The organism is Arthrobacter sp. STN4, assembly GCF_024539665.1.
GTDB lineage: Bacteria > Actinomycetota > Actinomycetes > Actinomycetales > Micrococcaceae > Specibacter.
The window spans coordinates 166,110-179,706 of sequence record NZ_JAKZGX010000006.1 but is presented as its reverse complement, the minus strand read 5'-3'; the positions used below and the strand labels follow the sequence as shown (position 1 = coordinate 179,706).

The following is a 13,597-nucleotide window of genomic DNA, read 5'->3' as shown; positions in this document are numbered from 1 at the left end:
ACGGAAAAATCAACCCCGACACACCCCGCCAGGCCGCCACCAAATACGACCTCCTCAACGTCAACGCCGGCACCACCGGCAACGCCGGAGGCGACAGCTAACCCCAACCGGCGACAACAAGCCCGGCCACGGCGCTTTCCGGCATAGGGCGCTTTCCGGCATAGATTGGGTGCCATGGTGAATACGACGGCGGTCCTGCTCGCGGCAGGTGCCGGGACGCGGCTGGGGCGCGGGCCCAAGGCACTGCTGCCGTTCCGGGGCGGCACGCTCGTGGAGCATGCCGCCGCGGTCCTGGAGGACGGCGGCTGCAGCGACATTGTGGTGGTCACGGGCGCCGGCGCCCCCGAAGTGGCGGCGCTGCGGAAGCCGGGCTCGGTGCTGGCCCGCTGCCGGCTCGTGGCCAACGGGGACTGGGCGTCGGGCATGGGCGGATCCTTCCGCCTGGGAGTTGCCGCCGCCCCCGGCAGCAACGTGCTGGTGGCCCTCGTCGACCAGCCCGGCGTGACGCCCGGGCTCGTGGCCAGGCTCCTCGCCCGCCACCACCCGGGCCGCGTCACGGCCGCGGGCTACCGCACCGGCGGCCACGGCCTGCACCGCGGCCATCCCATCATGTTCGACCCGGCCCTGGCCGTATGGGCGGCAGCGACGTCAACGGGCGACGCCGGGGCCCGCGCCTTCCTGCGCGCGCACCCCGGACTGGTCGACCTGGTGGACTGCAGCGACGTGTTCGACGGCGCCGACCTGGACACCGAGGCGGACCTGCACCTGCTCGACGGCTAGGGCGCCGGCACGACCCCGGCGGCCTTGAGCCCCAGGTAGATGACGTCCCGGGCCAGCGGAAGCCGCGTGAACCGCACGCCCGTGGCATCGCGGATCGCGTTGGCCAGCGCCGGGGCCACCGGGTTGAACGGGCTCTCGCTCATCGACTTGGCCCCCAGCGGGCCCAGGGAATCATGGGTCGAGGCAAAGTAAACCTCGCTGCGGGGCACGTCCGCGAAGGTGGGGATGTGGTATTGGCGCAGGATGTCTGTCGTCACGGCGCCGTCGTCCCCCACCAACACCTCCTCATACAGGGCGGCCCCCAGCGCCTGGGCGATGCCGCCCTCTATCTGCCCGCGGCACTGCCTCGGGTTGATCACCACGCCGGCGTCGGCCGCCTGCACGCTTTGCAGTATCCGCAGCTCCCCCGTGCCGGTGTTGACGGCCACCCGGAAGCCGTGGACGTTGAACGCCACCGAGCGCGGCGTGCCGCCCCAGCGCCCGTCCGTCCGCAGCGACCGCCCGGCCGCGGCGGCCCGTTCGAAGACCTCGGTGAGCGGCAGCAGCGCGCCCGCACAGTCCACGGCACCCGGCACCAGCGCGCACTCCCCCACGTCGGCGCCCGCCGCGTCGGCGGCCACCTTGAGGATCTCCCCGGCCAGATCCTGTGCGGCGAGCAGCGTCGCCTTGCCGGCCACCACGGTGCCGGTGGAGCCAAACGCGCCGGTATCATGCGCGGTCAGCGCCGTGTCCGACTGGCGCACCGAGATCAGTTCCGCCCGGCTGTTCAACGCCGTCGCCGCCAACTGGGCGTGCACCGTCGTCGTGCCGTTGCCAAACTCGGCCGTGCCCACGCTGACCTGGAAGGAGCCGTCGGCCAGCAGTTCCAGCACGGTGTGGGCAAAGTGCCCGCGCGGCGGGACGGTGTCAATCATGGACAGCGCCGTCCCCGTTCCCACGGCCCAGTCCGGGCCCAGCCGGTCCAGCCCGGCATCCCGGCAACGCTCCGCGCCCCGCCGCAGCGCATCGTCTACGAGCTCCACGCACTGGTCCAGCCCGTAACTGCCGAAGTGGACGTCCTCCTCCGGCTCCGGCGAGGTGGACAGCATCGGGTCCCCGTCGCGGACCATGTTGCGCCGCCGGAATTCCATGGGGTCCAGGTCCAACGCCGCGGCCAGCTCGTCCATGGCGGACTCCACGGCAAAGAACATCTGGCTCAGCCCGTAGCCGCGGAAGGCGCCGGCCGGCACGGTGTTCGTGTAGACCGAGCGGGCGTCCACCTTCTTGTTGGCGCACTGGTAGACCGCCAGGGACTCCCCGCAGCCGTGGTACATGACGCCGGGGGCATGGTTGCCGTAGGCGCCGGTGTTGACCAGCACGTCCACGGCCAGCGCCGTCAGCGTGCCGTCGCGCCGGGCCCCGGCGGAGATCCTGATGACAAAGGGGTGCCGCGTGGTGGACGCCGTGAGCTGTTCGGTGCGCGTGTATTCCAGCTGCACGGGCCGGCGCAGCGCCAGCGCGGCGAGCGCCACAATGTCCTCCGTGAGCATTTCCTGCTTGCCGCCAAATCCTCCGCCCACCCGGCCGGCCACCACGTGCACGTCCTCCTCGGCCAGTCCAAAGACGCGGCACAGGGCACGGCGGGTGAGGAACGGCGTCTGGGTTGAGGAGCGCACGTGCAGCCGCCCGCCGTCGTCCACATGGGCGATCGAGGCGTGGGTTTCCAGCGCCGTGTGCTGCACCCGCTGGGTGGTGTACGTTTCCTGATGGACGACGTCCGCCGCCGCCAGTCCCGCCGCCACGTCGCCCAGCTCCGAGTGCAGCTCCGCCACGAGGTTCCGTGCGGGGTCCGCAATGCGGGCGGCCGCACCGTCCTTGTCCCCGTGGACCGCCGGGGCGCCGGGGCGCAGCGCCTCCGCCGGGTCCAGGACGGCGGGCAGCAGCTCATAGTCGACCACCAGCGCCCGCACGCCGGCCTCGGCCTGCTGCACGGAATCGGCCACGACGGCGGCCACGCGCTGGCCCACGTGGCGCACCACGGAATCAAGCACCAGGGTGTCGTCGGGGTCGTCCGTGAACAGCTCGTGCTGGGCGGTGGAAAACAGCTGCCGGGGCGAGTCCCCGTGCGTGAAAACCGCACGGACGCCGGGCAGCGCCAGGGCCGCGGAGGCGTCAATCGAGGTGATCCGGGCGTGGGCGTGCGGGGAGCGCAGCAGCTTCAGGTGCAGCAGGCCCGGGTAGTCGGCCGGGTCGACGTCGAGCGTGTAGCGGGCGGTGCCCGTCACGACGGCGGGGCCCGCCGGGGCGCCGGCATTGGCCCCTACCCGGCCACAGCGCCCCGGCCCGTCGGTGGACACCCCGCGCACGGCATCGTCGATGGCGCGGTAGCCGGTGCAGCGGCACAGGTTGCCCTTCAGGTTCCGGGGCAGGTTGTCCTTTTGGGCGTCGTCGAAGGTCACCGCCGTCATGAGCATCCCGGCGGTGCAGAAGCCGCACTGGAAGCCCTGCGCGGCCAGGAACTGCTCCTGCATCGGATGCAGCGTGCCGCCGCCGGCCAGGCCCTCCACCGTGGTGACGGACTTCCCCTCGGCGCGCACGGCCGGGTAGAGGCAGCTGTGCACGGGGACGCCGTCGACGTGGACGGTGCAGGCCCCGCAATCGCCGCCGTCGCAGCCCTTCTTCACGCCGAGCAGGCCCTCCTCCCGGAGGAAGGTGCGCAGGCAGGCGCCGGGCCGGGGCTCGTTGCCGTGCGGCGTGCCGTTGATCTCCATGGCCATGGTTCAGGCCCTTTCGGTGGTGCGGCCGGCCGCGTTTCCAAGCAGTTCGGCCCGGATTTCCTCGGCCAGCCGGTAGGTCATGTCGCGGCGCCACTGCGGGTGCCCGTGGATGTCGTCGTGGTACAGCTCCGCCGGGATGGCTGCGTCCAGGGCCTGGCGCAGCCGGGCCGCGTCCGGCCCGGACGGCCCGGCGCACCCGGCAGCGGCTGCGAAGCGCAGCTGCACCGGGCGCCGGGTGGCGGCGGTCACGGTCAGGACCAGGCCGCCGTCGTCCGGCAGGCGGCCAATCAACAGGACGCCGGAGCGGCCCAGGTTGCTCAGCGACAGCCGCCGGAACGCCACCCGGGAGGCCAGGGCGGCCGCAGGCAGGTGGATGCTGCGCAGGAGTTCGCCGGGGGCCAGGGAGGTGCGGGCCTCGCCCACCACCAGCCCGGCCACGGGGACCTGCCGGCGCCCGCCGCCGGGCTCCAGGACCGTGGCGACGCCGTCGAGGGCGGCGCACAGGGAGGTCATGGGCCCGGCGGGCAGCGCCGTGCAGATGTTGCCGCCCACGGTGGAGGCGTTCCAGATCTTGAAGGAAGCCACGAAGGAGTCGCAGCACTGCCGCACCAGTTCCAGCGCCGTCCAGCCCGCCGGAAGCCCCGGCCGCTCCGGCAGCGCGTACAGTTCGGCGATGGTGCAGGTGGCGGCCAGCTCGATCCCGCCGCCGTCGGCCTGGATGGCCGGCCAGCCGGCGCGGGTGAGGTCCAGCAGGCGGCGCAGCGTGGTGCTGCCGTAGGAAAACAGCACCGTGCCGCCCGCCAGCCAGGCATCCCCCGGGCGCCAGTCGGCGGGGTCGGCCGTGGGCACCACCGCCTCGATCGTGTTAAGGTCCACGGGACTAGCCGATCCCGAGGACCTGCTGGAGCAGTCCGACGCCGAAGTAGACCACAAAGGCCGCGGCAACGCCCCACATGAGCACGTGCACCTCGCGGGCCCGGCCCTGGACGACCCGGATGATGACGTAGGCGATGAAGCCCGCGCCCAGGCCGTTGGCGATGGAGTACGTGAACGGCATCAGGATGAACGTCAGGAATGCCGGGATGGCGATGCCGTAGTCGCTCCAGTCGACCTTGCGGACCTGGGAGGCCATCATGAACCCGACAATGACCAGCGCCGGGGCCACCGCCTCGAACGGGACAATAGCCACCAGCGGGGCAAAGAACGCCGCCAGCAGGAACAGTGCGCCCGTGACAAGGCTGGCCAGCCCGGTGCGTGCGCCTTCGGCGATGCCCGCGGCCGATTCGACAAAGATCTCATTGGCGGAGACGGAGCCAAAGCCGCCGGCCATGGACCCTGCCGCGTCCACGAGCAGCACCCGGTTGGCGTTCTTCATGTTGTTGTTCTCATCCACCAGCCCCGCCTCGCTGGCGAGCCCGGTCATGGTGCCCATCGCGTCGAAAAACACGCTGAGCAAAATGGTGAACGTCAGCAGCAGGGCGGACATGATCCCCAGATGGGCAAAGGCGCCAAACAGGTCCACCTTCCCCACCAGGGACAGGTCCGGCACGGAAAGGAAGGTGCCGGGCACGGCGGGCACCATGAGTGCCCAGCCGGAGGGGTCGCTTTGGCTGGAGGGCGTGTGCGTGAACAGCTGCAGGACCATGGCAAACAGGGTCGAGGCCACGATGCCGATCAGGATGCCGCCCTTGGCCTTGCGCACCACCAGGATGATGGTGAGGACGAGCCCGAACACAAACACCAGCGTGGGCCAGCCCAGCAGTTTTCCATCCTGGCCCAGCTGCACGGGAACGGTGGTGTGCGCGGCGTCCGGGATGCGGCGGACAAACCCGGCGTTGACCAGCCCGATGATGGCGATGAACAGGCCGATCCCGACCACGATGGCGGTCTTCAGCCCGGCCGGGACGGCCCGCATGACGGCCTCCCGGAGCCCGGAGATGACCAGGACGAACATGACGATGCCGGCAATGAGCACCAGGCCCATGACCTCCGGCCACGTCAGGTTCCTGGTGGTGGCGATGGTGGCCGAGACAAAGGCGTTCACGCCGAGCCCGGCGGCGAGCGCGAAGGGGTACTTGGCCCAGGCGCCCATCACGATGGTGGTAACGCCGGCGACGACGGCGGTCACTGCCGCCACCTGCGGAATCCCCAGCGTGTGGCCGGAGCCGTCCGCGGAGCTGAGGATCAGCGGGTTGAGCACCACGATGTAGCACATGGCGAAGAACGTGGCGAGGCCGCCGCGGAATTCGCGCAGGACGTTGGAGCCGCGGGCCGTGATTTCAAAGTAGCGGTCAAGGGAGTGCACAAGTCCGCGCCGGGGCGCCGGTGGAACGGGGCCCGATGGGGTGGAGCCCGAGGGGGCCACCCTGGCGTTGCCGGCCTTTTTTCCGCCGGTCTTGTTTATAAGTGCCATTTGTTGCTGCCCCCGCCCTAATAGTCAATCCGGGTGGCGAGGCCGTTCCACGTGGTGAACGGGGCCAGGGGGTCGGCGGTGCCGGGTGCGAGCTGCCGCACCGGCATGGGACGCAGCTCCACGGGGGTGTCGAAGTAGTCGTAGAAGACGGCGTCGTCGAAGCCCGCACGGGCGGCGTCGTGGCGGTCCGCCGCGTAGAACACCTTGTCCACGCGGGCCCAGAGTGCGGAGGCCAGGCACATGGGGCAGGGTTCGCAGCTTGTATAGAGGGTGGCTCCGGTGAGGTCGAAGGTGCCCAGCGCCGTGCAGGCGGTCCTGATGGCCGTGACCTCGGCGTGTGCGGTGGGATCGTTGTTGGCGGTGACGCGGTTGATGCCTTCAAAGGCCCGCCCGTCCGCCGTGACGACGACGGCGCCGAACGGCCCGCCGTTGTCCAGGACGTTGGCCGTTGCCAACTCCACTGCCCGGGCCAGGTGGTCCCGGCTGTCTTGACTGGTATTCATGGTGACTTCCTTGTCACTTTCGAGCACCCGGCATCTCATGTCCTTGCGGGACGCCGTAAGGCTTCCGCTTACCGGTGTGCACTTGGTTTGGGATTCAAGATACGCCCGGTAGATAGCGGCCCTTCGATGGGCGCCCGCCATAGACTTGATGATGACACTAACACCGGGCCGCGGACCAGGCAACCGTTTTTTGGAAATTTGTTTTCGCATCATGAAACGCTCACATGCGTTGACTTCCACCGCCAGTCCCGCCTAGATTGGGGCCAGGCCTGCCGCGGCAGGCCAACCTGGATCAGCAGACAGGGCCCGCCACCGGACAGGGCGACACTGAGCTGGCACCACAGGGTGCCGGCTCTTTTTTGTGGGGGCCGGCACCCGGCACACCAGTCCGCCGGCCCGACAAAGGATCCCCATGCCCACCACCGCCCCAACGCCCCCTCCGCCACACCGCCTGTGGCTGAAAAACCCGCTGGCCGCCTTCACCGCCAACAACCTCGACGCCGGCGGCGGGGTGGTCATTTCCGGGGGCACCATCGCCGAGGTGGTCGCCACCGGCGCGTCCCCCGCCACCCCGTGCGAGGAGGTCTTCGACGCCGGCCGGCACGTCATCACCCCGGGCCTGGTCAACACGCACCACCACTTTTACCAAAGCCTCACCCGCGCGTGGGCGCCGGTGGCCAACGCCGAATTGTTCCCGTGGCTGAAAAACCTCTACCCGGTCTGGGCGCGGCTGGCCCCCCGGGACCTGGAACTCGCCACCACGGCGGCCCTGGCCGAACTGCTGCTCTCCGGCTGCACGACGGCGGCCGACCACCACTACCTGTTTCCCGACGGGCTCGAGGACGCCATCGACCTCCAGGTCCAGGTGGTCCGGACGCTTGGCATGCGGGCCACCCTGACCCGCGGATCCATGACCCTGGGTGAGAACGACGGCGGGCTGCCGCCGCAGTCGACGGTGCAGGATCCGGACGTGATCCTCGCGGACAGCGAGCGGCTGGTGGACATGTACCACGAGCGCGGCGACGACGCCGTCATCCAGATTGCCCTGGCGCCTTGCTCGCCGTTTTCCGTCACGCGCGAACTCATGGCTGAAAGCGCGCAACTGGCCGAACGGCTGGACGTGCGGCTGCACACACACCTGGCCGAAACCCTGGACGAGGAGGAGTTCTGCCGCGCCCGCTTTGGCCTGCGCACCGTGGACTACCTGGAGAGCGTGGGCTGGCTGGGGCCGCGCACCTGGCTGGGGCACGGCATCCACTTTGACGACGCCGAGATCGCCCGGCTGGGGGCCGCCGGCACCGGCATTGCCCACTGCCCGACGTCGAACATGCGGCTCGCGTCCGGCACGGCGCGCATCCTGGAACTGGAGGCGGCCGGTGCACCGGTGGGCCTGGGCGTGGACGGCTCGGCATCCAACGACGCCTCCAACATGGTCCAGGAGGCCCGGCAGGCGCTTTACCTGCAGCGGCTGCGCTACGGCGCGTCCGTACCGGCGGAACGGGCGCTGGGCTGGGCCACCCGGGGCTCGGCGCGCGTGCTGGGGCGCGAAAGCCTGGGCGAGATTGCCCCGGGGCGCCAGGCCGACCTGGCCCTGTTCACGCTCGACGAGCTGCGCTTCTCCGGCGCGCACGACCCCGTGGCTGCGCTGCTGCTGTGCGGCGCCGACCGCGCCGACCGCGTCATGGTGGGCGGGACGTGGCGGGTGCTTGACGGGCAGGTGCCGGGCCTTGACCTGGACGCCCTCATCGCCGAACACAGCAAGGCGGCCCGGCGGCTCGTGGCCGGCTGACCCGCATGCCCCACACACCGGCCAACTGAGTCGCAGTTGTTGCAGAATTCAGGACTGCGAAAGCGCTTTCCACGGCAATTACTGCGACTTAGTTGCTGTTCATTTCCGCCGAGATGACGGCCGCGGCGGCCTCCAGCATCGGCACGGCCCGGTCGGCAAAGGCCTGGTCAACGCGGGTGACGGGGCCGGAGACGGAAATGGCGGTGGGGGTGGGCGCGTTGGGCACCGCCATGGCGAAGCAGCGCACGCCAAGCTCCTGCTCCTCCTCATCAATGGAGTAGCCGCGGCCGCGGATCAGCTCGAGGTCCGCCAGCAGTTCCTCAATGCTGCCCAGGCTCTTGGGCGTGGGCGTGGGCATGCCCTGGCGGGCGATGATGCCGCGCACGGTGTCGTTGTCCAGCTGCGCGAGCAGGGCCTTGCCCACCCCGGTGTCGTGCGTGTGCGCACGCCGGCCCACTTCGGTGAACATGCGCATGGAGTGCGGCGAGGGGACCTGGGCGATGTAGATGACCATGTCCGACTCCAGCACGGCCATGTTGGCGGTTTCGCCCAGCCTGTCCACCAGAGTCTTCAGCTGTGGCCGGGCCAGCGCGCCGAGCTGCTTGTTGGCGCCTTCCCCGAGGCGGATAAGCCGCGGGCCCAGCGCGTACCGGCGGTTGGGGAGCTGGCGGATATACCCCAGCGAGACCAGGGTGCGCAGCAGCCGGTGGATGGTGGGCAGCGGCAGGTCGGTGGAGCCGGAGAGCTCACTGAGGGTCACGTCGCCGCCCGCGTCGGTGATGAGTTCAAGCAGTTCAAACACCCGCTCGACGGACTGAACGCCGCCACTTGCCTTTGCCGCCATGGCCACCACTCCCGGTTTGTGGGGCGCGCCCGCCCCGCCTATTTATCCACATCGTGAAAACTTCGTTTCACTCCTAAAGATACATGACGTTCCAGTATTTGGAGCCGTCAGAAGTCGGAGCTTGTGTTTCCACTACATAGATAATAATATCCATCATACGAAAACAAAAATAGATTCCGACGGCCCCCGGGCCCACACAAAGGACATTCAATGGCGAACCCCAGCCCCGGAAACTCCATCACCCTGCGTGTCAGCGCACCCTCCAACTTCACCGTCACGAGTGAACTGGCCGCCGCCGTGGCAGCCGCCGGCGCCGCAGTCACGGCCCTGGACGTGACCGAATCCCACCACGGCAGCATCACGGTGGACATCACCGCCAACACCACCGACGACGCCCATGCCGACCGCGTCCGGGACGCCCTCGAGGCGCTCGAGGGCGTCTCCGTCCTCCATGTCTCGGACCGCACCTTCCTGATGCACCTGGGCGGCAAGCTTGAGGTCGTCCCCAAGGTGGCCCTGCGCAACCGCGACGACCTCTCGCGGGCCTACACGCCCGGCGTCGCACGCGTCTGCATGGCAATCGCCGAGGACCCCTCAGCGGCCCGCAACCTCACCGTCAAGCGGAACACGATCGCCGTCGTCACCGACGGCACGGCCGTCCTGGGCCTGGGCGACATCGGCCCCGCCGCGGCCCTGCCCGTCATGGAAGGCAAGGCCGCACTGTTCAAGCAGTTCGCCAACGTCGACGCCTGGCCGGTCTGCCTTGACACCAAGGACACTGAGGAGATCATCAGCATCGTCAAGGCGATCGCCCCTGTGTACGGCGGCGTCAACCTGGAGGACATCGCCGCGCCGCGCTGCTTCGAGATTGAACGGCGCCTCCGCGAGGAACTGGACATCCCCGTCTTCCACGACGACCAGCACGGCACCGCCATCGTCACGCTGGCGGCGCTGACCAACGCGCTGAAGGTCGTGGACAAGAAGATCCACGACGTCAAGATCGTGGTGGCCGGCGTGGGCGCGGCGGGCAACGCCATCATCCAGCTCCTCATCGCCCAGGGCGCCACCAACATCGTGGCGTGCGGACGCAACGGCGCCGTCCACCGCAACGAGGTGCACAAGGATGCGCACCGCGCCTGGCTGGCCGAACACACCAACCCGGACAATTTTGACGGCACGCTCCATGAGGCCATGACCGGGGCGGACGTCTTCATCGGCGTCAGCGGACCGAACATCGTCGGCGAGGAGCAGGTGGCCGCGATGGCCAAGAACGCCATCGTGTTCGCCATGGCCAACCCCACCCCCGAGGTGGACCCGGTCATCGCGTCCCGGCACGCCGCCGTCGTGGCCACCGGCCGCAGCGACTTCCCCAACCAGATCAACAACGTCCTGGCCTTCCCTGGCTTCTTCCGCGGCCTGCTCGACGCCGGCGTCGCCGACATCAGCGATGAGATGCTGGTTGCAGCGGCCGCCGCCATCGCCAACCGCGTGGACGCCTCCGAACTGAACGCCAGCTACATCATCCCCAGCGTCTTCGACCCGCACGTGGCCGGCGACGTCGCGTCCGCCGTGGCCGCCGCGGCAGCCGCCTCGAACGAAAGGACCCAGTCATGACCAACACCTCACTGCCCACCGCATCGGTTGATGTCACAGACACCACCCCCATCCCCCGTGCCGGTGAAATCCTGACGCCCGAGGCCCTGGAGTTCGTGGCCGAGCTGAACCGCCGCTTCAACCCGGCCCGCAAGGCCCGCCTGGCCGAGCGCACCGCCAAGCGTGAGCGCGTCGCCGCCACCGGCGGCCTGGACTTCCTGCCCGAAACCGCCGGTGTCCGCGCCGGTGACTGGCAGGTTGCCCCGGCCCCGGCCGCGCTGGCGGACCGCCGCGTGGAGATGACCGGTCCGGCGTCGCCGGCCAAGATGGCCATCAACGCGCTCAACTCCGGCGCCAAGGTCTGGCTGGCCGACCTCGAGGACGCCAGCACCCCGCTCTGGGCCAACGTGGTGGACGCCGTGCTGAACCTGCGCGACGCCGCCCTCGGCACCCTGGCCTACACCTCCCCGGAGGGCAAGGAATACCGCCTGCGCACGGACGCCCCGCTGTCCGTCGTCGTTGCCCGCCCCCGCGGCTGGCACCTGGAGGAGAGCCATGTGGTGGTCGACGGCGAAGCCGCCTCAGGCGCGCTGGTGGACTTTGGCCTGCACTTCTTCCACACGGCCAAGCTGCTGCTCGCCAACGGCCAGGGCCCCTACTACTACCTGCCGAAGATGGAAAGCCACCTCGAGGCCCGCCTCTGGAACGACATCTTTGTGTTTGCCCAGGACTACCTTGGCATCCCCCAGGGCACGGTCCGGGCCACCGTGCTGATCGAGACCATCCCGGCCGCCTTTGAGATGGAGGAGATCCTCTACGAGCTGCGCGACCACGCCTCCGGCCTGAACGCCGGACGCTGGGACTACCTGTTCAGCATCATCAAGTACTTCCGCGACGCCGGCGCCGCCTTTGTGCTGCCGGACCGCGGCCAGATCACCATGACCGCCCCGTTCATGCGCGCCTACACGGAACTGCTGGTCAAGACCTGCCACAAGCGCGGCGCCTTCGCCATGGGCGGCATGGCCGCCGTCATCCCGAACCGGCGCGAGCCGGAGGTCACGGCCGCCGCGTTCGAGAAGGTCCGTGCGGACAAGACCCGCGAGGCCAACGACGGCTTCGACGGCTCCTGGGTGGCCCACCCCGACCTGGTCCCCGTCTGCCAGGAAGTGTTCGACGCCGTGCTCGGCGAGCGCCCGAACCAGCTGGACAAGCAGCGCCCCGAGGTTGAGGTCACCGCCGCCCAGCTGTTGGACATCGCCTCCGCCAAGGGCACCGTCACCGAGGCCGGGCTGCGCCTAAACCTGTACGTCGCCGTCGCCTACACCGCCGTGTGGCTCTCCGGCAGCGGCGCCGTGGCCATCCACAACCTCATGGAGGACGCCGCCACCGCGGAAATTTCCCGTTCCCAGGTGTGGCAGCAGATCCACAACGCCTCCACCCTGGCGGACACGGGCAAGACCGTCACCCGCGAACTCGTCACGGAGATCCTGGCCGAGGAAACCGCCAAGCTGCACAGCGAGGTGGGCGACGACGCCTTTGCCAAGTACTACAAGCCGGCCAGCGACCTCATCGCGGACATCTGCCTTTCCGAGGACTACACGGACTTCCTGACCATCCCCGCCTACGATCTGGCTGCCGGGTCATGAGCACCGTCCCGTCCCTTTCGGCGTCCGACCTCGCACAGATAGACGCGTCCCTGCAGGCCACCGACCGGCTGCTGGACCGCAACTACCCGGGCGACGACGGCTCCCGCCAGCCGGTGCACACCGTCTACGTCCCGGCGGACCGGTTCACGCCGGGCCTGGCCGCCGACTGGGGCCGCCAGGCCCTGGCCGCGGCAGACGCCCATGGCGGACTGGAACGCCTGGGCACCCTGCTGGGGCAGGATTCCGCGCTGGCTGCCGCGGTGGCCCCCCGGGTGGCCGCCAAGCTTGCCACGGAGCCCATCGAGGACCTGCGCCTGGACTTTGAGGACGGCTACGGCAACCGCGGCGACGAGGCGGAGGACGCCGACGCCGTGGCAGCGGGCAAGGCCGTGGCCGCCGCGGTGGCGGCCGGCACGGCGCCGCCGTTCATCGGCATCCGCTTCAAATGCCTTGAGGCGGCCACCCGGGCCCGCGGCCTGCGCACCCTGGACCTGTTTGTCTCCACCCTGGCCGAGGCCGGGGAGCTGCCGGACGGCCTGGTGCTGACGCTGCCCAAGGTGACCACGGTGGACCAGGTCAAGGCGATGGACTTCGCCGTCGGGCGGCTTGAGGCGGCACACAAGCTGCCGGCCGGACGGCTCCGCTTCGAGGTGCAGGTGGAGACGCCGCAGCTGATCCTCGGCGCGGACGGCAGCTCGCCGGTGGCCCGCCTGGCCCATGAGGTTCCCGGACGGATCAGCGCGCTGCACTACGGCACCTACGACTACAGTGCTTCCCTGGAAATCTCGGCGCAGTACCAGTCCATGGAGCACCCCGTGGCCGACTTTGCCAAGGAAGTCATGCAGCTGGCCGTGGCCGGCACCGGCATCCGGCTCTCCGACGGCTCCAGCAATGTCATCCCCCTGGGCGACGGCGCCGAAGACGCCTGGCGCCTGCACGGCCGGCTGGTCCGGCGGTCGCTGGAACGCGGCTACTACCAGGGCTGGGACATGCACCCGGCCCACCTGCCCACCCGCTTTTTGGCCACCTACGCGTTCTACCGCCAGGGCCTGCCGGCCGCGGCGGCCCGACTCGCGAACTACGTCTCACGCACCGAGGGCGCCGTCATGGACGAGCCCGCCACGGCCCGCGCGCTGGCCAACTTTGTGCTGCGCGGACTGGTCTGCGGCGCCGCGGGCGCCGACGAAGTCCAGGCGTCCACCGGCCTTGACCAAACCCAACTGACGGCGCTGGCCCACCCGCGGCTCGCACCCGTTTCCCACTAAGGAGCCAT

At 69.9% G+C, this 13,597-nt stretch carries 10 protein-coding genes; 5 read left to right on the top strand and 5 right to left on the bottom strand.

Annotated elements, in window-relative coordinates:
* Positions 1–174: 174 nt before the first annotated feature.
* The gene (gene nboR / locus MMF96_RS07130) at positions 175–780 is read left to right on the top strand and encodes a nicotine blue oxidoreductase (protein ID WP_256883054.1); all 606 of its coding nucleotides are present in this window, start codon (positions 175–177) and stop codon (positions 778–780) included.
* Here nboR and MMF96_RS07125 read toward each other — a convergent pair.
* The 4 genes from MMF96_RS07125 to MMF96_RS07110 are packed head-to-tail and all read right to left on the bottom strand — an operon-like array spanning position 777 to position 6,452.
* Complete coding sequence (locus tag MMF96_RS07125) at positions 777–3,536, bottom strand: molybdopterin-dependent oxidoreductase (RefSeq protein ID WP_256883053.1); 2,760 nt, start codon at positions 3,534–3,536, stop codon at positions 777–779. The two genes, nboR and MMF96_RS07125, sit on opposite strands and share 4 nt — an antisense overlap.
* A 3-nt stretch (positions 3,537–3,539) precedes the next feature.
* On the bottom strand, positions 3,540–4,412 hold the full coding sequence (locus MMF96_RS07120) for a xanthine dehydrogenase family protein subunit M (protein ID WP_256883052.1): 873 nt from the start codon (positions 4,410–4,412) through the stop codon (positions 3,540–3,542).
* A gap of 4 nt (positions 4,413–4,416) precedes the next feature.
* Entirely contained in the window at positions 4,417–5,949 is a 1,533-nt protein-coding gene (locus tag MMF96_RS07115; protein ID WP_176618367.1) for an NCS2 family permease, read from the bottom strand.
* A 17-nt stretch (positions 5,950–5,966) separates the two neighbouring features.
* Positions 5,967–6,452: a nucleoside deaminase gene (locus tag MMF96_RS07110; RefSeq protein ID WP_176618368.1), complete on the bottom strand. Its 486-nt coding sequence runs from the start codon at positions 6,450–6,452 to the stop codon at positions 5,967–5,969.
* Positions 6,453–6,864: 412 nt separating this feature from the next.
* On the opposite strand from MMF96_RS07110, the gene MMF96_RS07105 reads away from it, so the two are divergent.
* Positions 6,865–8,241: an 8-oxoguanine deaminase gene (locus tag MMF96_RS07105; RefSeq protein ID WP_176618369.1), complete on the top strand. Its 1,377-nt coding sequence runs from the start codon at positions 6,865–6,867 to the stop codon at positions 8,239–8,241.
* Between the two features lie 88 nt (positions 8,242–8,329).
* Here MMF96_RS07105 and MMF96_RS07100 read toward each other — a convergent pair whose 3' ends face one another.
* Positions 8,330–9,085, bottom strand: coding sequence for an IclR family transcriptional regulator (locus MMF96_RS07100; protein ID WP_176618370.1), 756 nt, complete (start codon positions 9,083–9,085; stop codon positions 8,330–8,332).
* 210 nt (positions 9,086–9,295) lie between these two features.
* Here MMF96_RS07100 and MMF96_RS07095 point away from each other — a divergent pair, with 210 nt between their 5' ends.
* Genes MMF96_RS07095 through MMF96_RS07085 form a run of 3 tightly spaced genes read left to right on the top strand, consistent with a single transcriptional unit; the run spans position 9,296 to position 13,589 of the window.
* A complete protein-coding gene (locus tag MMF96_RS07095) occupies positions 9,296–10,699 on the top strand; it encodes an NAD-dependent malic enzyme (RefSeq protein WP_256883051.1) in 1,404 nt (467 codons plus the stop codon).
* The gene (aceB, locus tag MMF96_RS07090) at positions 10,696–12,324 is read left to right on the top strand and encodes a malate synthase A (RefSeq protein WP_256883050.1); all 1,629 of its coding nucleotides are present in this window, start codon (positions 10,696–10,698) and stop codon (positions 12,322–12,324) included. Before MMF96_RS07095 ends, aceB begins: the two co-directional genes overlap by 4 nt.
* Complete coding sequence (locus MMF96_RS07085; protein ID WP_256883049.1) at positions 12,321–13,589, top strand: DUF6986 family protein; 1,269 nt, start codon at positions 12,321–12,323, stop codon at positions 13,587–13,589. Before aceB ends, MMF96_RS07085 begins: the two co-directional genes overlap by 4 nt.
* The last annotated feature ends 8 nt before the right edge of the window (positions 13,590–13,597 follow it).